Below are 22,251 nucleotides of genomic sequence, written 5' to 3'. Positions count from 1 at the left end.
AATCCGTGAGTCCATTCAGGGCGTTGGCGTGTCCTGTTCGATGAACACTTTCACGCTGGCCGTGCGGCCGGCTGCGTCGATGACCGTCAGGGTGGAGAAGCCTGCACCGTCCGGCTGCCAGTTGGCCGTGCGCCGGCGCCAGAGGCTTTCGACGGGGCGGCCATTTGCGAGCCAGCGGAACGGAGCGCGACCGCCCTGCAGCTTGAGCACCAGTGGTATCGCCGCGTTGCCCGCGCCCGATGCAAGCTCGACCCGCGCGCCCTGCGGCGGGAAGACGATCTGCGGTGCCGGCTCGGCAACGCCCGGCTGGCGCAATGCGTCGCCGGGCGCGGAGAAGCGGCGCTGCATCATCGGCAGGTCGGCGCGCGCCATGCGTAGCGCACCGGCAGGCGCGCGGGGCAGGGGCGTCACCGGTAGCCCCGACCGTTCGAAGGCCTTGAACAGAACGGGCGCGGCAGACGCATAACCGGACAGGCCGGGCACGGCCGCGCCATCGGGCCTGCCAACCCAGACACCGAGCACATGACGGCCGTCAAAACCGACAGACCAGGCATCGCGGTAGCCGTAGCTGGTTCCGGTCTTGTAGGCGATGCCTCTGGCACCAGCGCCTTCGGGTGGCGCGATGCCGGACAGCATGTCGGCGACCTGCCATGTCGCGCGGCGGTCGAGGATCGCTGCTGTTTCTCGCTCCCCGGCAACGTTGGAAATCGCGACCGTCTCGCCGCGATTGGCGAGCCCGGTATAGAGGCGCACGAGGTCGCGTAGCGTCAGACCCGCGCCCCCGAGCGCAATGGCGAGGCCCGGCGCCTCGTCGCGCGGGAGCGCCAGCGTCACGCCGGCGCGGCGGAAGCGGGCGGCAAGCCGCGTCGGACCGACCGCGTCGAGCAGCCGCACGGCCGGCACGTTGAGCGACATCTGCAGTGCCGTGCGCACAGAGACGTCGCCCTGATATTCGAGGTCGAAATTGCGCGGACGGTAGCCGCCGAAATTCGACGGCCGATCCTCGATGATCGTCTCCTGCGCCACCAGCCCCTCCTCGAAGGCGAGCCCGTAGATGAACGGCTTCAGGGTCGAGCCCGGCGAGCGGACCGCCCGCGTCATGTCCACCCAGCCGGCGCGGGCGCCGTCGAAGAAGCCTGCCGAACCGACTTCCGCAAGAATATCGCCGGTCTGCGCATCGGCCATGACCATGGCGACGGAGAGGCGGGAACCGAGCCGCGCCGCCGTCTCGCGGGCCACGGCCTCCAGTCCTTCCTGCACGCGGTGGCTGATGGTGAGCTGATGGCGTGCGACGCCGGGGTTTTCCGCGAGCGCGCGGTCGGCGGCGTGTGCGGCCAGGAAGGGCATGTCGTGACGTCTCGCCGGCGCCGCGGCATCGCGAGCGCGCTCGGTCTCGCGCTCTTCCAGCCTGCCGGCCGTGATCATGCGGGCGAGCACGCGGTCGCGCGCGGCTTCGGCGGCCTGCGGGTGCCGGTCGGGACGGCGGCGTTCCGGCAGTTGCGGCAGCGACACCAGCAGGGCTGCCTCGCCGACGGCGAGACGTTTCGGCTCCTTGCCGAACCAGGCGAGCGTCGCTGCGCGAATGCCTTCGAGATTGCCGCCATAGGGCGCAAGCGTCATGTAGCGTTCGAGGATTTCATCCTTCGACAGCCGCCGCTCGATTTGCACGGCGCGCACCATCTGGCGCAGCTTGGCCGTCAGCGAGCGCTCCTTGCGTGGCTCGATCAGCCGGGCGAGTTGCATCGTGATGGTCGAGCCGCCGGAGACGATGCGGCCATTGGTGACGAACTGGACGGCTGCGCGTGCGAGTGCTGTGGGATCGACGCCGAAGTGCCGACGGAAACGCCGGTCCTCGTAGGCGACCAGCATGTCGACGAAATGCGGATCGACCTCCTCGAGTGTGACGCGGAAACGCCAGGCGCCCTGCGGCGTGGCCAGCGCGCGCAGCAGGGCACCATCCCGGTCGACCACTTCGGCGGAGGTCGCCGGCAGCTCGAGCGGGGGCGGATAAGCGCGATCCAGCGCATCGAGCCCCGTCATCGCCGCAGTGCCGAGGACTGCGGTCAGCGCGAGCGCGAGAGTAGGGCGCTTCCAGCGCGTCATTGCGCGGCAACCACCTCCACCATGCCGGCTGCCGTGCGGCCGTTGAATTGCGGGCGGTACATGTCCTCCACGACGGCGGCAGGGTGGGTGTAGACGCCCGGTGTCACCGCGCGAACCACATAGGCGACCTGGAACGAGCCGCCGCCACTGCGGTCGAAGGCGGCTACGAAGCGGTCGTCGCGGAACTCGAAATGGGCGGCTTCCGGTTCGGCCAGCCAGTCGAAATTGGCGAGCTCCGCGCTGCCGACGAGGCGGGGATTGTCTATCTCGAATCCGGCCGGCAGCAGGTCGGTCACTGCCACCCGCGAGGGCCAGGTGTTGGCTTCGTTGACGCGAAGGACCACGACAAAACGCTCGTTCTGCGCCGCTTCGGAGACCGTCGCCTCCTCGCCGTCGAGCGTGTAGTAGCTGCGCGTGATGGTGAAGCCGTTGCCGCCGGCCGGCAGCGGGTCGACTGGTGCAGCCACCGTGGTGACGACCGCATCGACAGGTTCGTTGCCCCGGTTGGTGATTGTGATGGGGTTGTCCTGCAGGCTCTCGCCGGCAACGCGGCGCGCGAAGCTTCCAGTATGCGGGGCGCCGTCCACGTCGAGCCGGATCGCGTCGCCCGAAGCCTGCACGGCACGGGCGGCCAGCAACATCCAGGCTTCTTCCTGCGTGCTCGTCCAGCGCGCGTTGTTCTTCTGCTGCGTGACAAAGCTTACCATGGCCGGAACGGTGCGAGGCGAGGGGCGGGTTTCCGCCGCCAGCGCCAGCATCGCCGCGCCGTCGCGCAGCGAGGAGCCGTAGTCGGAGCGGTTGAAGTTGGTCGCGGTGTCGCCCTGCGCGCGCCGCAGCGCCGATGCAAAGACGGTATCGGCGCGCTGGCTGTCGCCATAAAGCGCGAGCGCCGCGGCAAGCTGGGCGCGTGCCATCGGGCTGGTGAACTCCTCCAGCCGCGTGTCGGCATAGTAGCGCAGGTCGCCGATGGGCGCCTTGCGGTTGCGGGCAAGCACGTAGAGCGCATAGGCGATCTCGGTGCCGCGTTCGGAAACGTCCGTCGTATAGGAAAGCTGGTTCTGGAGGTTGCCCAGTGCGCTGGTCATGCCCTGAACCGGCACGCCGAAATCGCCTTCGCGGGCGCGGGTCAGGAAGTCGGTGATGTATGCGTCAAGCCAGAGGTCGCCGTAGCCCGGCCCCCACAGGCCGAACGAGCCGGTCGACGTCTGGAACGTCATTACCCTGGCAATCGCCTTCTGCACGCGTTCGCGCAGGCCGGGATCGTTCTCGAGGCCCGTCGCGGATGAGAGTTCGCCCACGTAAAGCAGTGGCAGGGCGCGGCTGACCGTCTGCTCCGCGCAGCCATAGGGATAGCGGTCGAGCGTCATCAGGAGCGAGGGCAGGTCGAAGGCCGATGCCGGCGATACGCCGACCGATACCGATGCGCCGTCGAGCAGGCTGTCTGCCAGCAATTCGCCATCAACGCGGAGCGATCCGCCATTGGCCGCGAGGCTGATGACCTGACGGTTCGTGACCGGCATCGCAGGCTGGCGCACCGGCAGGAAGAGTGTGCGGTCGACCTCCACGCCGTCAGCGTGAGTGAGCGACACTGTCACCGTGGCATCGCCGGTGGCGGTCGCCGTGACCGGAAGGGTCAGCGTGGCGCGGGCGTTGTCGCCGAGCGCGACGCTTTGCGGCACGTCGCCAAAGTCGAAGCCGGCTGTGCCTTCCGTCCGCACCGCAACGGCATAATCACCAGTGGGGCCGTCGGTGTTGTGGATGTCGAGGCGCACGGTGGCACGGTCGCCGGTCGCCATGAAGCGAGGCTGACCGGCGGTGATCACGATCGGGTCGCGGATGATGACGTCCGTTGTCGCTTCGCCAATACCGCGCTTCGACCACGCCACCGCCATCACGCGGGCAGTGCCGTTGAATTCGGGTATGTCGAAGGTGATTTCGGCCTTGCCGTCTTCGCCGACCCGCACGGGTCCGGAGAAGAAAGCCAGCAGTTTCTCGGTCGGGGCGCTGCCCTGGGCGGTGAGGCCGCCGCCGTCGCCGCCGGTGCGGATGCGTCCGAAAGCGCCGGCCGAACCGTCGATCAGCCGGCCGTAGATGTCGCGTATTTCAAGACCGAGCCGGCGCTGGCCGAAATACCAGTCTTCAGGCGCGGGAGGCTCGTAGCGGGTCAGGTTCAGGATGCCGACGTCGACGGCCGCGACCGCGACATAGGCCTCTTCGCCGGCCTCGAGCCCCGTCAGCGAGACGGGGATGGCGAGCGGCGCCCGCGGCAGGGCCTGCGAGGGCGGGGAAAGTTCGACGCCGAGCTTGCGCTCTGCGGGGTCGATCGCCAGCCACTTTACGCCGATGGCGCGCGACGGCATGCGGCTTTCCTCCGCCTCGCCGGGGCGGAAAAGCGTCGCCGTGACATAGGCGCCAGCGCCCCAGTCGGTCGAAACGGGGATTTCGATCTCCGCGCCTTCTGCGGGCACGCTCGCCTCGATCGTCTGATGGAGGCGTTCGGAGCCGATCGCCACCAGCAGCTCGCCGGCGAAGCGGGGCGACACCTTCAGGGTCGCGGTCTCGCCGGTTTCGTAGCTGTCCTTGTCGAGGGCGATCTCCAGGCCATCCGGGGTTTCCGTCGAGGTTGCCTCGACGAACCAGCCGGCATCGAATTCGTAGCTGGCAACCGGTCCGGCAGGATCGGCGCTTTCGACGTCGAGGCGATAGCGGCCCCAGTCGACGGGGACCGCGATGGTCGCGGGATCGTCGGCAGCGATGTCGACGGTGCCACTATCGATCCGGCGCTCGACGGTGATCGCCTCATAGTTCCAGGCGTTGTTGCTGCGGTACCATTGATAGTTGCGCTCAATCTTGGTCAGCGTCCAAAGCGCGCCAGACAGCGCCTCGCGTTCGCCTGAGGGCGAGACGGCGATCGCGCGGAACGACGCGGTCGAACCCTGCGGCACCTCGGAGCCGGCGAAATCGGGACGGATACCGATCACCGCGTCCTGCGGGCGGATGGCAAGCGTCGTGCTGCGCTCGACCGCGCGGCCACCGCTTTCGCGCATGCGCACGGTCACCTTGGCCTCGAGCAGCCCCGTCGTGGAGGGCAGTGCATCGGTTGCCACTTCGATGCGGGCCTTGCCGTCCTCGTCCGTCGCATCAATGCCGAGGGAGGTCGATGACGCCTCGATTTCTTCGTCGGCGAGACCGAACGAGAAGCCGGGGAACCGATCCCATTCGCGTCTTGTGGAGACGACGACCTCGCCCTCTAGCTCCAGATTGGAAGCGGGCGCACCGTAGAGGTAGCGTCCGTCGAGCGCGATCCAGGCCGGTTCGCCGGCATTGATCTCCGGGGTTTCGGGTTCGAGGTCGAACTCGATCCGGTCGGGAACGAACTCCTCGACCAGGAATACCGACTGGGCAAGGGGCGAGGTGTCGGGGTCGCTGTAGATGCCCAGCGTCCAGGAACCAAGCATCGCCGTCTGCTGCAGCTCCAGCGGCACATGATGGCCGCCGAGCGCGCCGCCGTCGCTGGTGATGCGGCGCTCCTCGACGCCGTCCGGGCGGGTGTAGATGAAGGTCAGCGGCAGGTTCTCGATCGCGCCGGCACTTTCGTCGCGCGCGAGGGCGGCTGCATGGACCGTCTCGCCGGGGCGGTAGATGCCGCGCTCGGTCCAGGCGAAAACGTCGATGGCGCCGGGGGCGGCGCGACCGGTCACGCCGCGGTCGGACAGGTCGAAACCGCCGCGCGTCATGTCGAGGAAGACAAAATCCTGCGCGCCGTCCGCGGCCGTGAGCACCGCGGGCGCCATGCCCGAACTGCCGCGCGTCAGGCCGGCCGTGAACACGGCCTGTCCCCTGGCATCGGTCGTCGCGGCACCCAGCACCTCGTTGTTGCGGGCGAGAAGCTGCAGCTCCACACCTTCCAGCGGGCGCGCGGTCGCCAGCGAGCGGGCAAAGACCGTCAATCCGTCCTCGCCAGCATAGGTCGAGAGGCCGATGTCGGAGACGACGAACCACTGTGTGGCGCGCGCGTTCCAGGATTCGCTGGTGTCGCCCTGCGGCGTGCCGGTCAGCACATAGACGCCGGGCTTTCGCTCCGGCAACGCTTCTTCGATCGGGAAGGCGGTAACGACGTCCTTGTTGAGTTCATCGTCGATCTCGATCGTGCCCTGCCAGACGAGCTCGCCGAGATTCTCCGCCAGCGAGGAAATCTCGTACTCGTCGATCTGGCGCGGGAAGGGGTTGTCCTTCATCAAGTCGCTGAGCGCGCGGTCGCCCACGCGATGCAGCTTCAGATCGGCAAGCGGTGTGTTCACGCTGTGGATCGGCAGTGCGTGACGGCCCGTGGACGGCAGCACGAAATTCTCGCCGGAAAAGCGCATCGAGGGCGTGCGGTCGCGTACATAGACGGACAGCGTGACGGGGCTTGCGATCACCTCGCCGACGGCGGCGGGAAGGCCGGACCGGATGCCGATACGGTAATATTTGCCATGTTCGAGACCCTCGACGCAGAGCTGCGTGCCGGAGGTTTCGATGGCCTTCGGGGCGGCGTCGTCAACGGTGACGAAGGGCGCGTAGTCGACGCCCGATTTCGCCAGATCCTCGGAGAACTGGACGCAGGCGCGCGGCGCGGCCCCATCGGCCTCCACCGTATTGTTGACGACGCGGAAGCCCTTGCGAGCCTTCAGGTCGAGATATGCGGCACGTACCGACGCATCGTCGACCAGCGCCAGGCTTGCCTCATAGGCCTGGATGGCTGGGCGATAGAGGTCGCGGTTGTCCAGCGCGAGACCGACCGCCGCGAGGCTGTCTGCGCGAGCCGATGCGGTGCGCCCCAGCGCATAGGCGTTTAGCGCGGCCGACATGCCGTCCCGGCCACGCTGCGCGCGTTCGGTACCGGAGTTGGGCTCGACGGCGAACTGCGCACGAGCAAGTCCGGCCCATAGTTCCACGTCGTCGGGGTCGATGACGAGCGCGGCGCGCCGGGCTTCCACCGCCGTTCGCGGGTCGCCGGCACTCAGGGCGCTGGCTGCGCTCGAGGACAGGAAGACGATGCCGGTGGATTCGTCCGGCGTTTCGCGCTCAAGAGTCGCGCGGTAGCGCAGGGCCTCATCGCGCATATGCTGCGGCACGTAGTCGAGCACGGGTGGTGCGCCGAGTTCGGCTTCGCCGCTGTCGACGACCACGCGTCCGGCCACCGCACCCGGGAACGAATTCAGCGTGCTGTAGTCGGATTTCAGGAAACACCATTGCGCGCGCGTGTTGTAGGTGAAGGCGCGGCAATCCTGATCGGCGAGGCATACTGCCTCGCAGGCGTCGAGCGGTATGTCCTGCTCGGTGCGCAGATCGAAGCCGAAATAATCCGAATCGGGGGTCGTCGCGATCCGACGCTCGCTCTGGCCGGAAGCGGGTACCGAAAAGGCCAGCAAAAGGGTCGCGAGAATGGAGAAAATCCGAGCGGCGCGCATCGACATGAAACCCTCCAAACGCTGACGAATTACCGTTGCGGAACTTAGGCAACCTTCGTGACGGCTTGTCAACAATGCGGCCCACAGCGCCCACTGGCATCGACGCCCGTCAGCGGTGGCGCTATCGGCACTCTAAAACGGCAGGTAATGTCATGAGACCCTCGGGCGGAATCGATCTCCGCGCCGCCGAGATTCTTTTCCCATTGCTAAAATTGCGTCAACTTTGTCGCAATTACGCCATCTGTGCCCCCTGCAACGTTGCACATTCCGTTGCGGTGCCTGCGGACGGGGGTTTTTGACATCGCCGTCCATCTGCGGAATGCTAACGCAAGCAGCTTCAAATGGGAGAACGTCGATGAAGTTTTACAAGAGCAACGGCAACCGTGTCCCCGACCATATAAAAAAGCTGGCGGAGGAGACGAAGGCCGGCAAGCTCGACCGCCGCGAATTTCTGGCCATGGCCAGCGCCTTCGGTGCTACCACCGCAATGGCTTATGGCATGATCGGACTGGCCGCGCCGACCCCGGCGATGGCGCAGGAAGAGCCCAAGAAAGGTGGTGTCCTCAAGGTCGCGATGGCGGTCAAGGATCCCAAGGATCCCCGCACGGCAGACTGGTCGGAGATCGCCAACGCCGAGCGCCAGACGCTTGAGCCGCTGGTGAAATACACGCGCGAGTTTACTTTCGAGCCCTATCTGCTCGAGAGCTGGGAAATCAACGACGACGCCACCGAGTACGTCTTCCATTGCCGCCCGGGCGTCACCTGGACGAACGGGGATACCTTCAACGCCGATGACGTGATCTTCAACATCACGCGCTGGGCGGATCGCAGCGCGGAAGGTAATTCCATGCCAGGCCGCCTTGGCTCGCTGGCCGATGCGGAGACGGGCAAGCTGCGCGAAGGTTCTGTCGAGAAGGTCGACGACATGACGGTCCGCCTCAAGCTGACCGAGCCGGACATCGCGCTGATCCCGAACCTGACCGACTATCCGGGCCTCATCGTGCACCGCTCCTTCGACGAGACGGGTGCGAACTTTGCCCAGAACCCGATCGGCACCGGACCGTTCGAACTCGTCTCCTACGATGTCGGCCAGTCGGTGGTTTACAAGCGTCGCGAAGACGGCAAGTGGTGGAACGGCGAGGTCTATCTCGACGGCGTCGAGTTCATCGACTACGGCACCGATCCGGCGGCGATGGTTTCGGCCTTCGAGGCGCTCGAGGTGCATACCAACCACGAGACCACGGCCGATTTCGTGTCCATCCTCGAGGGCATCGGCCTCGAGACGTCCGAGGTCGTTACCGCATCCACGATTGTTGCGCGCACCAACGTCAACAATGCGCCGTATGACGACCAGAAGGTGCGACAGGCGCTGACGAAGGCTGTCGACAACGCGACCATCCTCGCGCTGGGCTACGGCAATGCCGGCGAGGTGGCCGAAAACCACCACGTCTGTCCGATCCATCCGGAATATGCCGAGCTGCCGCCGTTCGAGCGCGACATCGAGGCTGCAAAGGCCCTGATGGAAGAAGCCGGCCAGATGGACTATGAGCACGAGCTCATCACGGTCGACGAGGATTGGCACAAGAACACGGGCGACGCGATTGCCGCCCAGCTTCGTGAAGCCGGCTTCAAGGTCAAGCGCACGGTGTTGCCGGGCTCTACCTTCTGGAACGACTGGACGAAGTATCCGTACTCGATGACCAACTGGAACATGCGCCCGCTGGGCATTCAGGTGGTCGCCATCGCCTACCGCACCGGTGAGGCATGGAACGAAGCCGGCTACTCCAATCCGGACCTCGACGCCAAGATCAACCAGGCGCTCTCGATCGCGGATGCCGATGAACGTCGTGGCGTGATGGAGGAGATCGAGAAGATCCTCCAGGACTCCGGCATCATCATCCAGCCTTACTGGCGCAAGCTCTACAACCACTCGGTGGCGGCCGTGAAGAACCACGGTATGCACCAGACCTTCGAGCATGATTTCGGCAAGGTCTGGCTGGACGAAGCCTGATCGGCAGAAAAAACAGGAAAGGGGGCGCAAGCCCCCTTTCCGCCTCAACGGGGCGCCTGAGCTAGAAAAGCGTTGAAGGGGAACACGACGCAAGCCAGGGCCGGGACGGAAGCAGGACGGTCGTCCTGCCGATGGCACGGCCATTTCCTTGCGGTTCTCCATAGGCGTATAGTGCGGCGCATTCCCCAACCCGACAGGCAGGGGGTACGATGCTGACCTTTATCACTCGTCGTCTCGGAACGATGCTGCTGACCATGCTGTGCCTCACGCTGGTCGTGTTCTTCATGGTCAATCTGGAGCCGAACCTGCGCAAGCTGTCGATCAGCCAGCTCGACATGCGCTCCTCTGACGAGCACATCGAAAGCTGGCTCGTGCGGAACGGTTACCGAGACAATTTCTTTTTGCGCTACGGGCGCTGGCTCGGCGTGGTGCAGAAGCAGCCCAACATAGACGCCGAGACGGGCGCAGTGACGCCGCGCTTCTCCTACTGCAACGAACCGGCCGAGCCCTATTATGGCGGCATCCTGCAGGGCGATTTCGGCTGTTCGACCAAATTCAAGACAACGGTTTCGGCCAAGCTCTGGCCGGCGCTGGGCGCCACCGGCATCCTGATGTTCTGGGTGATGGTGGTCATGGTGCCCGTCGCGCTGCTGATCGGCATCTTCGCCGGCATGCGGGAGGGATCGCGAACGGACCGCTCGCTTTCCGTTGCCTCGATCACGACGACGGCGACACCTGAATACATATCGGGCGTCATCTTCACCGTCGTCTTCGCGTCGTGGCTCGGCTGGCTCAACGGGTCTGCGGCATCGGCGACCAGCCAGGGCATCAGCTTCTACAACTTCACCCTGCCGGTGATGACGATGGCGATCTACGGCATCGGCTACATCGCCCGCATGACGCGCGCCTCGATGGTCGAGGTGATGACGCAGCAATATATCCGCACGGCGCGGCTCAAGGGGCTTTCCTTCAACGCCGTCGTCGTCAAGCACGCGCTGCGCAACGCGCTGATCGCGCCGTTCACGGTCATCATGCTGCAGTTTCCGTGGCTGCTGACCGGCGTGGTGATCGTCGAGGTGATGTTCCGCTATCAGGGCTTCGGCTTCACGCTGGTGGAGGCCGCTGGCAACAACGACATCGACCTGCTGCTCGGCTGTTCGCTGGTGTCGGTGTTCGTGGTGCTCTTCACCCAGCTCATCTCCGACGTGGGTTACGCCTATCTCAACCCGCGCATTCGCGTGCAGTAAGGGGACCGCGCATGCAACATGAATATCTCAGCGCGTTCCAAGTGCTGCTTGGTGTCCTGGTGCGGTTCTGGCCGGTCTGGCTGGCACTGGCCGTCGTGCTCGGCACCAGTTTCGCCTTCCGCGCGCGGCTCGGGCTCTATGGCCAGCTCTTCGATACCTATGTCGGCATCGCCGGCGTAACGATCTGCCTGTTCTGGCTGTTCACGGCGATGTTCGCCTCGACCGTCGCTCCGTTCAATCCGCTGGCCCAGGTGCTGGTGATGAAGGATGCTCTGCCGGGCGCGATTGAGCCCGAAAGCGGGCAGGCCTTCCTCTTCGGTGGCGACAGGTTGGCGCGCGACATCTTTTCGCGCATGGTCTATGGCAGCCAGATCGTGCTGGTGATCGCGCCGGCGGCGACCATGTTCGCACTGATGGTCGGCATTACGCTTGGCCTGCCGGCCGGCTATTATGGCGGGCGGGTGGACACCATCCTGTCGTTCCTGGCCAACCTCGTACTGGCTTTCCCTGTGATCCTGCTGTTCTACCTGCTGGTGACGCCCGGCATCATGGACACACCGATCCCCTACACGATGGCAGGCGTGTTCTTCCTATTTCCGATCATCTTCTTCTGCACGCTGTTTTACACACGCTACAAGCATCGACCGCAGGCGTTGGCGATACAGATCGGGCTGACGCTGCTGATCGGCGGATGGATCTATCTCGGCCTTGTCTTCAACGCCGACCCGCTGGGCATCATCGCCATCCGGCCGAACGAGCTGAACATCTTCGTAGCCGTGGTCTTCGCCTCGTCGCCAGGTGTCTTCCGCATCGTTCGCGGCCTGGTGATGGACATCAAGACGCGTGACTACGTGGCCGCAGCCCAGACCCGCGGCGAAAGCCCGTGGTACATCATGCTGTGGGAAGTGCTGCCCAATGCGCGCGGACCGTTGATCGTCGATGCCTGCCTGCGCATCGGTTACACGACGATCCTGCTCGGAACGCTGGGCTATTTCGGCCTCGGCCTTGCGCCGGAAAGCCCCGACTGGGGCACGGCGATCAAGGAGGCGAGCCGGCTCCTGCGTTCGCATATCCACCCCGCACTGCCGCCGACAATCGCGCTGATGTCGTTCGTGCTCGGCCTGAACCTTCTGGCCGATGCGCTGCGCGAACAGTCGCTGAAGGATTGAGGACGGAACCATGAACGAAGCCGTAAAGCCAAGCGAGGCGGCCCAGAACGCCGATCCGATCCTCGAGATCGAAAACCTGTCTATCTCCTTCTTCACGCGCAAGGGCGAGATTCCTGCCGTGATGGACTTCTCCTGCACGGTGATGCCGGGTGAGGCGATGGGGATCGTCGGCGAGAGCGGGTGCGGAAAATCGACGGTGTCGCTGGGCGTGATGCGCGACCTGTCGAATGTCGGCAAGATCGTCGGCGGGCGCATCAAGTTCAAGGGCAAGGACATGGGCGACCTGTCCGATGCCGAACTGCGGGCCATTCGCGGCAATGAGATCGCCATGATCTACCAGGAGCCCATGGCGAGCCTGAATCCGGCGATGAAGATCGGCCGGCAGTTGATGGAAGTGCCGCTGATCCACGACAAGGTTTCGAGCGACGAGGCCTACAAGCGCGCGCTGGAGATGGTTCGCTCCGTGCGCCTGCCGGACCCCGAGCGGATAATGCGCTCCTTTCCGCACCAGCTTTCGGGCGGCCAGCAGCAGCGTATCGTCATCGCGATGGCACTTCTGTCGAATCCGGCGCTGTTGCTGCTCGACGAGCCGACGACTGCGCTCGACGTGACGGTGGAGGCCGGCATCGTCGAGCTGGTGAAGGGGCTCGGCGAACAGTTCGGCACCTCGATGATCTTCGTGTCGCACAATCTCGGGCTGATCCTCGAGACCTGCGACCGGATCACGGTGATGTATTCGGGCGAGGCGGTGGAGACGGGGTCGATCAAGGATGTGTTCGACCACATGCGCCACCCCTACACGCAGGGTCTGTTCCGCTCGATACCGCTGCCCGGCGCAGACAAGAACTCTCGGCCGCTGATCGCCATTCCGGGCCAGCTTCCGCTGCCGCACGAGCGCCCGAAGGGCTGCAATTTCGGGCCGCGCTGCCACCACTTCAAGCCTGGCCTGTGCGATGCGGCTGAAATCCCGATGATCGAGGTCGAGGGGCACGACCGGCATTTCAGCCGCTGCGTGCGCTTCAACGAGATCGACTGGAATGCGCTGCCAGAAGGTGCAACGACGGAGAAGGAAGCCGTCAAGCCGGGCGCGCCGGTGCTCAAGATCGAAAATCTGAAGAAATATTACGAGGTAGCGGCCAACGCCATCTTCGGTGGGGCTGAGACACGCACCGTCAAGGCCAACGAGCAGATCAGCTTCGAGGCGCGCGAGAGCGAGACCGTGGCTATCGTGGGTGAATCGGGCTGCGGCAAGTCCACGCTCGCCAAGGTGCTTCTCGGGCTGGAGACGGCGACGTCGGGCACGGTCACGCTGGCCAATACCGAGATCGAGGCTACGCCGATCGAAAAGCGCGACACCGAGACGGTTTCCGGTATCCAGATGGTGTTCCAGAACCCGTTCGACACGCTCAATCCGAGCCATTCGGTCGGGTCGCAGATCATCCGCACGCTGGAAAAATTCAAGATCGGCGACACGGTCGAGGATCGCCGCAAACGCATGTTCGAGCTGCTGGACCTCGTGAAGCTGCCGCGCGCGTTTGCCGAGCGCATGCCGCGCCAGCTGTCGGGCGGGCAGAAGCAGCGCATCGGCGTCGCCCGCGCCTTTGCAGGTAATGCCAAGGTCGTGGTGGCCGACGAGCCGGTCTCGGCGCTCGACGTGTCGGTGCAGGCGGCGGTGACCGAGCTGCTGATGGACATCCAGCGCAAGAACAAGACGACGATGCTGTTCATCAGCCACGACCTGTCCGTCGTGCGCTACATCGCCGACCGCGTCGTCGTCATGTATCTGGGCCACATCGTGGAAACGGGAACGACGGACCAGATATTTTCGCCGCCCTACCATCCCTACACGGAGGCGCTGCTGTCGGCGATCCCGATCGCGGATACGAGCGTGGTGAAGAAGCACATCGTGCTGGAAGGCGACATCCCATCGGCCATGAACCCGCCGCCCGGCTGTCCTTTCCAGACGCGCTGCCGTTGGAAGCAATTCGTGCCGGGCAACAAGTGCGAGACGCAGGTGCCGCCGATGAAGGACCTCGGCAACGGGCACAAGAGCCTTTGCTGGCTGGACGACGATCAGCTGGCCTCGATGGAGCCGGTCATCAGCTTCGAGGGTACGCAAGAACCCGATCCGGCGGCTGAGACACCGAAGGCCAGGGCGCCGCGCAAGCCGACGAAGGCCGGCAGCCGCGCCGAGCGGCCCGGCGCCGCTGCGGCGGCAACGCCCGCGCGCCTGCTCGATGCCAAGGCTGAGCCAAAGGCCCGTGCGTCGAAGCCCATGACGGGCCGGCCCGGTGATTCCGCGCCGGAGAAGTCGCTGACGGAAGCGGGCGAGGGACGCCAGGCTGCGAGCGCCGCGGTGAAACCCGCAAGCGCCGCGACCGCGAAGGAAAAGGCGGCCGGCAAGGTGGCCACGACGCCTGCCCGTGCACGCACCGCCTCTTCGCCGGAGGAAGCCAAGGCGCAGATGGGTGTTTCGAAGGCGGCGGGTGGCGCCGAGAAGGGGCGTCCGCCGGCGGTGAAGAAACCGCGCAACCCCGACGATCTCAAGCTGATCTCGGGTGTCGGGCCAAAGCTGGAGGGCGTTCTCAATGGTCTCGGCATCTACACCTACGCGCAGGTGGCGGCGTGGAAGAAGGCCGAGCGCGACTGGGTCGACAACTATCTCAAATTCAAGGGGCGCATCGAGCGCGACGACTGGGTGAAGCAGGCCAAGGCGCTCGCCAAGGGCGGCGAGGCCGAATACATCCGCGTCTTCGGCAAGAAGCCGCGGTAGGCGGTCGCTTCTGCTGTACTGCTCGTAGTTCGTGCGTCCTTCGAGGCTCGCAGAGCCTGTCCTCGGGCTTGCCGAAGGCAAGACCCGGGGGCTCGCACCTCAGGATGAGGGCTGTTGTGCATTGCTCCGGCAAACTGGCGGGCTCGACGGTTGTTCTGCCGACGTCGTCGACCCTCTACCCTGTAATTGAATCCGCTGTGCTGTTGGGCGCGATCAAACCACCTCCCTCATCCTGAGGTGCGAGCTCCCGGGTCTTGCCTTCGGCAAGCCCGAGGGCAGGCTCTGCGAGCCTCGAAGGACGCAGTGACAGCGTCGATATTGCAACGGCGAGGCGCTGGCGGCGTCTAGCGCCCGCAGGACTGCATCTGGGACGCGTAGTTCTGAGCCATCGTAGCGGTGCGGCGCGCGTAGTTCTGGATCGACGTATTGCTGCGCCAGCTTCCGCGCCGGTAGCCGGCATGGCCGGAATAATAGGCCAGATAGAGATTGTAGGCGTCGTGCGGCGCGATGCCGAGCGTGGTCGCCGACTTGTTATGGTACCAACCGACGAAATCGACGGCGTCGGAGAAGTTGTTGCGGCGGGCCATATGACGGCCGGTTGCCCGCTGATATTCAGTCCATGTGCCGTCAAGTGCCTGCGAATAGCCATAGGCCGTCGATGCGCGCTTGCCGGGAATGAAGCCGAGGATCTTCTTGCGTGGCGGTCGTGCGCGGCCTTCGAAGCCGGACTCCATGCGGATCGTCGCCATCAGGATGTGAACGGGAATGCCATATTGACGCGAAGCGCTGCTTGCCGAACGATGCCAGTTGCCGACGAAGCCGGAATTCTGGTCGAACACCGAGCAGACATTGTTGATACGATCGGGCTTGCTGGCGCAGGCCGACACGGCCAGCAACAACAAAAGCGGCAGGAAACGCAAGGAACGCGATACAGACATCCCGTCACACTAGCGGATGCCCGTAAACGAAAGCTTGCCTTGAATTTTTACGATCCGGGCGGGCCGAAGGCGCGGTTCAGGAGCGTGCGATCGGGAACTGGATTTCCTCGAAACCGATGCGCGCCGCACCCGCATAGGGAATCGCATGTAAAGCGAGGATCCAAAGGCTGACGACAGCCGCGACGGCGAACACCGCCAGCGCGTTGCGCGCAGCCGGGGGGCGCTCCGCATGCACGGCGGCGATCGAAACCATGGACAGGAATGTCAGGAACAGCACCAGATACCACTTGTACTGGCTGATCGAGTTGCCGCCCAATGCAAGCCGCTTGTTGCGCGCATCCTGCAACTCGTCGAAGTCCTGCGCCATCTTGGCAACCAGCGGGGCAGAGGCGCCAGCCTGAGCGAATTCGATCATGCCGATGCGGATCTGCTGAAGTGCCCGGTCGACTTCCAGTGCCGGGTCGCGGTTGGCATTGGCGCCCCATTCGACGTCGCGCACCGCAGCCTTGTAGACGATGAGGCCTTCGATCATGGCCGGCACGTCGAGCGCATCGGGCCCGGCTATGCCTGCGAGGCGCGCGATGGTCGAGCGTTCCTCGCTGGCGGCCTGTTCGGCCTGCGCGCGTATGGACCAAACGTCGGCGGCGGCAAAGCCCAGCGCCAACGCCCATGCCGTCGCGATCGTGCTCATGAAGGTGGTAACGGGAACCGCCTGATCGAGGCGCTGTGTGGATGACCTGAAGGCGGTGAGCAACAGCATCGAGACCGCAAAGGTGACAATGCCGAAAGCCGCCAGCGCCAGAAGGATCAGCGGCGCCGATTGGGAGAACAGCGTGGTCAGGAGCGTGGACACTGAGACACCTCGGGCGGCGTTTGTCTTGCAGGCGCAGGCTGCACCGTCCTCACTTCCTGACCGATTTGTCGTGTGGCGTCCAGAAGCGCCGAAACTCTCGAAATTCATCCATTGTTACTTGTACGACGCAAAATGTCGGTATTCTTTCCGTCGGGCGCGAATATTTGCCGCTCATCTTAAAATTACGCCCGGATAGGACGCTTTTTCGACAGAAGAAGCTTTCCAGCACGATAAGCCTTTGAGGATGAACGCCGAACCACGCCGCCGCCGCTCCGGCGGGCGCGCCAACGCCCGCGAGCCTGCACCGATCCCGCAGCTTGCGGCGTCACATGTGCGCAATCCCTATCCGCCGATGCGGGTCCTCTCCGACGACAAGGTGGAGGCGATCCACGACGCATCGATGCATATCCTGGAAAATCTCGGCATCGAGATGATGAGCGCCGCCGCGCTCGACGTGTTTGCCCGCTGCGGAGCCAAGGTCGATCGCACGACAAGGACGGTCTATATCGACCGTGGCCTCGTTGCCGAGGCACTCAGTTCGACGCAGCCGTCCTACACGCTGACGCCGCGCAACCCGGCGCGTGCGGTGCCACTGGGCGGTGATGCCATCTGCTTCACGCTGGTCGCGGGGCCGCCCAACGTGCACGACATGGAGCGCGGGCGGCGGGCGGGGAACCATCGCGATTATTGCGACCTCATCCGGCTGGCGCAGCAATTCAACTGCATCACAATGCTTGGGAATCAGGTTTGCGCGCCGATCGAGCTTGCGGCCAACACCCGGCACCTCGACACCTATCTCGCCAACCTGACGCTGACCGACAAGAGCTTTCATGTCTCCGCCATCGGCCGGGGCAGGGCGCTGGATGGTATCGAGATGATGGCGATCGCGCGCGGGCTGACGCTGGACCAGATGCGCGGCGATCCCGCACTTTCCACCATCATCTCGGTCAACAGCCCGCGCCGTTTCGACGACCAGATGGCCGAAGGGCTGATGACGATGGCGGAACACGGGCAGTCGGTCGCTGTCACGCCCTTCACGTTGATGGGGGCGATGAGCCCGGTGACGCTGGCCGGCGCGCTGGCGCAGCAGAATGCCGAAGCGCTCGCCGGCATTGTCCTGACCCAGTTGGTGCGGCCCGGCGCACCGGTGATGTATGGCGCGTTCACCTCCAATGTCGACATGCGCTCGGGCGCTCCGGCCTTCGGCACACCGGAGAACGCCAAGGCCAACATCGCCTCGGGCCAGCTCGCGCGCCGCTACAACCTGCCATACCGCACCACGCCGGGCTCCGCCTCCAACGCAGCGGACGCGCAGGGCGCCTACGAGACGATGATGGCGCTGTGGGGCGCCGTGCTCGGCCACGGCAATCTGCTCTACCACGCGGCCGGCTGGCAGGAGGGCGGTCTCACGGCGAGCTTCGAGAAGGTCGTGCTCGACGTCGAGATGATCCAGCACATGATGGAACTGCTGCGCCCGATCGAGGTGAACGAGGCCGAGCTGGCGCTGGATGCGCTGTCGCGTGTGCCGACGGGCGGGCACTTCTTCGGCGATGCGCACACGCTGGAGCGCTATTCGACCGCATTCTACCAACCGATGGTCTCCAACTGGCAGAATTACGAGAGCTGGCAGGAGAGCGGCGGCGCCGATGCGACGGCGCGCGCGACCGTGCTGTGGAAGAAGGCGCTGGCCGAATATCAACAGCCACCGATGGACGAGAGCGTCCGCGAAGCGCTCGACGCCTATGTCGCCAAACGCAAGGAAGAGATCGGGGCAGGGGAGCCGTGACCTATTTCGTGCTGCTGGCGAGGTGGGGATGGTCAGGCATGGATCCTCGGGTCAAGCCCGAGGATGACGAATGCGTTTCCGACGCTATCCATCCTACAAGACTTGAACGGGGTGACGAGCCCGTGATCTCGTCATCGTCGGGCTTGACCCGAGGATCCATGCCGGAACGCCCAAGCTCCCGCTTCGAGCGCCTGACAACAAGATTCAGGCCAAGCCTTCAACTCACTGAACGAGAACAGCAATCATGAAGTCGCACACACGTGTCGTGGTCATCGGGGGAGGTGTCGTAGGCGCTTCCGTGCTCTATCATCTTGCCCGGCATGGCTGGACCGATGTCATGCTGCTGGAGCGCGACGAGCTGACCTCCGGCTCGACATGGCACGCGGCTGGCGGGATGCACACGGTCAACGGCGACCCGAACGTCGCCAAGCTGCAGAAATACACGATCGAACTCTACAAGGAGATCGAGGAGCTTTCCGGCCAGGCAACCGGCGTGCACATCACCGGCGGCGTGCTTCTGGCGGCCACCGAGGCGCGCATGGACTGGCTGCGTGGCGTGGTCGCGAAGGGGCGCTATCTCGGGCTCGACCTGGAGGAAATCTCCGCGCAGGAGGCGGCGGAACTGATGCCGCTGCTCGACCCGAAGCAATTCGTCGGCGCGGTGCGCAATTCCGAAGACGGCCACCTCGATCCGTCGGGCGTGACCCATGCCTATGCCAAGGCGGCACGCAAGCTGGGTGCTGAGGTGCATCGCTTCACCAAGGTCGAGGATATCGTGCGGCGGGAAGACGGGATGTGGCGCGTCATCACCGACGAGGGCGAGGTGGTGGCCGAGCATGTCGTCAATGCCGGCGGGCTTTGGGCGCGCGAGGTCGGCCGCATGGTGGGGCTGGAACTGCCGGTGCTCGCCATGGAGCACATGTACCTCATCACCGAGGACATGCCGGAAGTGGCGGAGTGGAATGCGAAGACCGGCAGCGAGATCATCCATGCCATCGACTTCGACGGCGAGCTCTACCTTCGCCAGGAGCGCGGCGGCATGCTGATGGGCACCTACGAAAAGGCCGCCAAGCCCTGGTCGGAATACCAGACGCCGTGGAATTTCGGCCATGAGCTTCTGGAACCCGACATCGACCGCATCGCGCCCTCGCTGGAGGTGGGGTTCCGGCATTTCCCGGCCTTCCAGAAGACCGGCATCAAGCAGATCATCAACGGGCCCTTCACGTTTGCGCCCGACGGAAATCCGCTCGTGGGGCCGGTGCGCGGGCTTCCCGGCTTCTGGGTGGCCTGCGGCGTGATGGCCGGCTTCAGCCAGGGCGGCGGCGTAGGCTTGGCGCTCGCCAACTGGATGATCGACGGCGATCCGGGCGCCGACATCTGGGCGATGGACGTGGCGCGCTACGGTGACTGGGCGTCGATGGCCTACACGAACGCCAAGGTCCGCGAGAACTATTCGCGGCGCTTCTCGATCCGCTTCCCCAACGAGGAATTGCCGGCCGGACGACCGCTGAAGACCACGCCGATCTATGACCTTCTTTCGGCCGAGGGCGCGCAGTGGGGTGTCGCCTACGGGCTCGAGGTGCCGCTGTGGTATGCGCCGCAGGGCGCGAGGGACGAATTCTCGTGGCGGCGCTCGACGGATTTCCAGCATGTCGCAAACGAGGTGCAGGCCGTGCGCGAGCGCGTCGGCCTCATTGAAATCTCCAGCTTTGCCAAATACCGGGTGACGGGGAAGGGCGCCCGCGACTGGCTGGACCGCATGCTCGCCTGCAAGCTGCCCGCACCGGGTCGCATGGCGCTCGCGCCGATGCTGAAGGAAGACGGCAAGCTGATCGGCGATTTCACGGTGGCGAACTTGGGGCAAGGCGGAAAAGTACCCCCACCCCTTACCCCTCCCCACAAGGGGGAGGGGGACGTCGGGGTCGCACCATCAACTGGTGTGCGGATGCCAAGCGCGGGCGCTTCGGATTCCCCCTCCCCCTTGTGGGGAGGGGTAAGGGGTGGGGGTATATCGGCTCCTATCTATCAGGAATGGATGATTTTCGGCTCCGGCATCGCCGAGCAATTTCATATGCGCTGGTTCGAGAAGCACCTGCCGGAAGACCGCAGCGTGAAGATCGAAGCGCTCGGCCTGTCGATGGTTGGTTTCGCCATTGCCGGGCCGAACGCGCGGAAACTGCTCGAGAAGGTCATGCGTGCCGAGGTTACGAATGCCGCGTTCCCGTTCATGGCTATCCGCAGGATGGACATCGGCATGGCGCCCTGTCTGGTCGGTCGCGTGAGCTATACCGGCGATCTCGGCTACGAGATCTGGATGGCGCCGGAATATCAGCGTCACATATTCGAGCGGCTGATGGCGGCTGGTGAAGAATTCGGTATCGGCCTGTTCGGCTCGCGCGCGCTCAACGCGCTGCGGCTCGAAAAGAATTACGGTTCCTGGGCGCGTGAATACCGGCCGATCTACGGCCCGCTCGAAGCCGGGTTGGACCGCTTCGTTGCCTATGGCAAGGAGGCGGATTTCGTCGGCAAGGCAGCAGCACTCGCCGAGCGCGAGCAGGGCGGCCGGCTACGGCTGCGCAGCTTCGTCGTGGATGCGGTGGACGCCGACGTCATCGGCGACGAAGCGATCTGGTTCGACGGCTCTGTGCGTGGCTGGGTGACTTCGGGCGGCTATGCCCACCATTCCGGGAAATCGGTAGCGATGGGCTATGTGCCGCGCGAAATCGCCGACGAGGCCAATGGTTTCGAGATCGAGCTCCTCGGCCGGCGCCTGCCTGCAAGAATTCAGGCGATGCCACTGTTCGACGCCAATTTCGAGCGGATGCGGGGGTAGCTGCACCGCAAACGATGTTCCTCTTGTGTTCCGTGTTTCTACATTGTAGAATGAATCTATGTACATACCAACTTATGATTGTGGACATGGATGGCTATACACGTACAAGACGATGAGGCCGACTGGCTTCTGCGCGAGTTTGCGCGCAGAAGGGGGCTCGGGCTGACGGCTGCTCTCAAGGTGGCGATCCGCGAGGCAAGCCAGCATGAAGATGATCAAGTCGATGCCTTTCTGGCGCGGATAAAGCCAGTGATCGACCGTGCCAAAGCCCGCAAGGCGGAAGAGGGGGCCGCCGCGGGAAGGCGGGTTGATGACAAACAGTTTATGGACGAGATGTGGGGGGAGCCGGACTGATGTTTGTCGATACGTCTGCAATTGTATCAATCGTCGTGGACGAAGAAGATGCCGGCGAGTTCGCGGCGTGTCTTGCCCGCACCAGTGATCGTACAATAGGCGCGGTGACGCAGGTCGAGGCGGCGATTTCCGTAGGTCGCTATCATGGGGGCGACTACTCGTTTGGAGCCTCACAAGTCGCCGATTTTGTCGAGCGGGCCGGCATAAAGGTCCTGGATGTGCCGGCCGACCTCATTGATGAGGTTTTGAAAGCCTACCAGCGTTATGGAAAGGGAACTGGACATCGTGCGAGGTTGAATTTCGGCGACTGTTTTTCCTACGCGTTTGCCAAGCGGTTGAAGGCACCGCTTCTGTTCAAGGGCGAGGATTTCTCGAAGACCGACATTGAAGCGGCTCTTTGATGGATTTTTATATGCAATCGCGTGCAGCCATTGCGTGAATTTGCTGCAGCAATCCCGTTGAAAAACCTCATGTAGATTTGCTGTTGCTGTGTTGTCCATTCGGCGCGGTACACACCTGAAAAGGGAGCAAAACCATGCTGGATTTTTCTGTTACGGTATCTCTTCGTGCGAAAATTTGTGGGGCAGGTGAGGCAGTTTCGCCGCCTGCTGCCAAGGACGTTCGAAAGTCTCGCTCTGAATAGCCCCTAGATTTGTGGACGCCTTCTTCCCTAAATTTGAGGCAAGGAGGCCATGATGGGGACCGGCAATTTCAGTGACGAGTTCAAGCGC

At 64.5% G+C, this 22,251-nt stretch carries 13 protein-coding genes and 1 pseudogene; 9 read left to right on the top strand and 5 right to left on the bottom strand.

Features of this window, described 5'->3' with window-relative positions; genetic code table 11:
* Positions 1 to 15 precede the first annotated feature (15 nt).
* Positions 16 to 2,103: a penicillin-binding protein 1C gene (pbpC, locus tag ACVJNE_RS00070; protein WP_499561882.1), complete on the bottom strand. Its 2,088-nt coding sequence runs from the start codon at positions 2,101 to 2,103 to the stop codon at positions 16 to 18.
* Entirely contained in the window at positions 2,100 to 7,562 is a 5,463-nt protein-coding gene (locus tag ACVJNE_RS00065; RefSeq protein WP_499561880.1) for an alpha-2-macroglobulin family protein, read from the bottom strand. Before ACVJNE_RS00065 ends, pbpC begins: the two co-directional genes overlap by 4 nt.
* 349 nt (positions 7,563 to 7,911) lie before the next feature.
* Here ACVJNE_RS00065 and ACVJNE_RS00060 point away from each other — a divergent pair, with 349 nt between their 5' ends.
* The 5 genes and pseudogenes from ACVJNE_RS00060 (at position 7,912) to ACVJNE_RS00040 (ending at position 14,756) form a co-directional block, all read left to right on the top strand.
* Positions 7,912 to 9,567: an ABC transporter substrate-binding protein gene (locus ACVJNE_RS00060; RefSeq protein WP_499561878.1), complete on the top strand. Its 1,656-nt coding sequence runs from the start codon at positions 7,912 to 7,914 to the stop codon at positions 9,565 to 9,567.
* 209 nt (positions 9,568 to 9,776) lie between these two features.
* On the top strand, positions 9,777 to 10,814 hold the full coding sequence (locus ACVJNE_RS00055; protein WP_173192322.1) for an ABC transporter permease: 1,038 nt from the start codon (positions 9,777 to 9,779) through the stop codon (positions 10,812 to 10,814).
* 11 nt (positions 10,815 to 10,825) lie between these two features.
* A complete protein-coding gene (locus tag ACVJNE_RS00050) occupies positions 10,826 to 11,983 on the top strand; it encodes an ABC transporter permease (RefSeq protein WP_379013079.1) in 1,158 nt (385 codons plus the stop codon).
* Between the two features lie 10 nt (positions 11,984 to 11,993).
* Positions 11,994 to 14,156 (top strand): annotated as a pseudogene (locus tag ACVJNE_RS00045) (dipeptide ABC transporter ATP-binding protein); the annotation flags it as partial.
* A gap of 102 nt (positions 14,157 to 14,258) precedes the next feature.
* Entirely contained in the window at positions 14,259 to 14,756 is a 498-nt protein-coding gene (locus tag ACVJNE_RS00040) for a helix-hairpin-helix domain-containing protein (protein ID WP_499563156.1), read from the top strand.
* 344 nt (positions 14,757 to 15,100) lie between these two features.
* Here ACVJNE_RS00040 and ACVJNE_RS00035 read toward each other — a convergent pair whose 3' ends face one another.
* Together ACVJNE_RS00035 and ACVJNE_RS00030 are read right to left on the bottom strand one after the other, a co-directional pair.
* Positions 15,101 to 15,694, bottom strand: coding sequence for a transglycosylase SLT domain-containing protein (locus tag ACVJNE_RS00035; protein ID WP_499561876.1), 594 nt, complete (start codon positions 15,692 to 15,694; stop codon positions 15,101 to 15,103).
* A 76-nt stretch (positions 15,695 to 15,770) separates the two neighbouring features.
* Positions 15,771 to 16,547, bottom strand: coding sequence for a bestrophin-like domain (locus ACVJNE_RS00030; RefSeq protein ID WP_499561874.1), 777 nt, complete (start codon positions 16,545 to 16,547; stop codon positions 15,771 to 15,773).
* Between the two features lie 244 nt (positions 16,548 to 16,791).
* Between ACVJNE_RS00030 and ACVJNE_RS00025 the strand changes: the two genes are divergently transcribed.
* From ACVJNE_RS00025 to ACVJNE_RS00010, 4 genes are all read left to right on the top strand, one after another.
* Positions 16,792 to 18,333 (top strand): trimethylamine methyltransferase family protein, encoded by a 1,542-nt coding sequence (locus ACVJNE_RS00025; RefSeq protein ID WP_499561872.1) that lies wholly within the window; start codon positions 16,792 to 16,794, stop codon positions 18,331 to 18,333.
* 244 nt (positions 18,334 to 18,577) lie between these two features.
* A complete protein-coding gene (locus tag ACVJNE_RS00020) occupies positions 18,578 to 21,166 on the top strand; it encodes a GcvT family protein (RefSeq protein WP_499561870.1) in 2,589 nt (862 codons plus the stop codon).
* Between the two features lie 90 nt (positions 21,167 to 21,256).
* Positions 21,257 to 21,520: a type II toxin-antitoxin system VapB family antitoxin gene (locus ACVJNE_RS00015; RefSeq protein ID WP_499561868.1), complete on the top strand. Its 264-nt coding sequence runs from the start codon at positions 21,257 to 21,259 to the stop codon at positions 21,518 to 21,520.
* On the top strand, positions 21,520 to 21,921 hold the full coding sequence (locus tag ACVJNE_RS00010) for a type II toxin-antitoxin system VapC family toxin (RefSeq protein ID WP_499561866.1): 402 nt from the start codon (positions 21,520 to 21,522) through the stop codon (positions 21,919 to 21,921). The genes ACVJNE_RS00015 and ACVJNE_RS00010 overlap by 1 nt, the downstream gene beginning before the upstream one ends.
* Positions 21,922 to 22,071: 150 nt before the next feature.
* Here ACVJNE_RS00010 and ACVJNE_RS00005 read toward each other — a convergent pair.
* On the bottom strand, positions 22,072 to 22,251 hold a 180-nt coding region (locus ACVJNE_RS00005), incomplete at its 5' end, for a hypothetical protein (protein WP_499561864.1).

The organism is Mesorhizobium sp. DxT (assembly GCF_058448885.1).
Note: the sequence above shows the minus strand (reverse complement) of the source record. Positions and strands in the feature narration are given on the sequence as shown.

Excerpts from the sequence above, each read along its gene's own strand:
- pbpC (WP_499561882.1), bottom strand. The coding sequence starts at position 2,103 with ATGACGCGCTGGAAGCGCCCTACTCTCGCGCTCGCGCTGACCGCAGTC.
- ACVJNE_RS00065 (WP_499561880.1), bottom strand. The coding sequence starts at position 7,562 with ATGTCGATGCGCGCCGCTCGGATTTTCTCCATTCTCGCGACCCTTTTG.
- ACVJNE_RS00060 (WP_499561878.1), top strand. The coding sequence starts at position 7,912 with ATGAAGTTTTACAAGAGCAACGGCAACCGTGTCCCCGACCATATAAAA.
- ACVJNE_RS00055 (WP_173192322.1), top strand. The coding sequence starts at position 9,777 with ATGCTGACCTTTATCACTCGTCGTCTCGGAACGATGCTGCTGACCATG.
- ACVJNE_RS00050 (WP_379013079.1), top strand. The coding sequence starts at position 10,826 with ATGCAACATGAATATCTCAGCGCGTTCCAAGTGCTGCTTGGTGTCCTG.
- ACVJNE_RS00040 (WP_499563156.1), top strand. The coding sequence starts at position 14,259 with ATGACGGGCCGGCCCGGTGATTCCGCGCCGGAGAAGTCGCTGACGGAA.
- ACVJNE_RS00035 (WP_499561876.1), bottom strand. The coding sequence starts at position 15,694 with ATGTCTGTATCGCGTTCCTTGCGTTTCCTGCCGCTTTTGTTGTTGCTG.
- ACVJNE_RS00025 (WP_499561872.1), top strand. The coding sequence starts at position 16,792 with ATGAACGCCGAACCACGCCGCCGCCGCTCCGGCGGGCGCGCCAACGCC.
- ACVJNE_RS00020 (WP_499561870.1), top strand. The coding sequence starts at position 18,578 with ATGAAGTCGCACACACGTGTCGTGGTCATCGGGGGAGGTGTCGTAGGC.
- ACVJNE_RS00015 (WP_499561868.1), top strand. The coding sequence starts at position 21,257 with ATGGCTATACACGTACAAGACGATGAGGCCGACTGGCTTCTGCGCGAG.
- ACVJNE_RS00010 (WP_499561866.1), top strand. The coding sequence starts at position 21,520 with ATGTTTGTCGATACGTCTGCAATTGTATCAATCGTCGTGGACGAAGAA.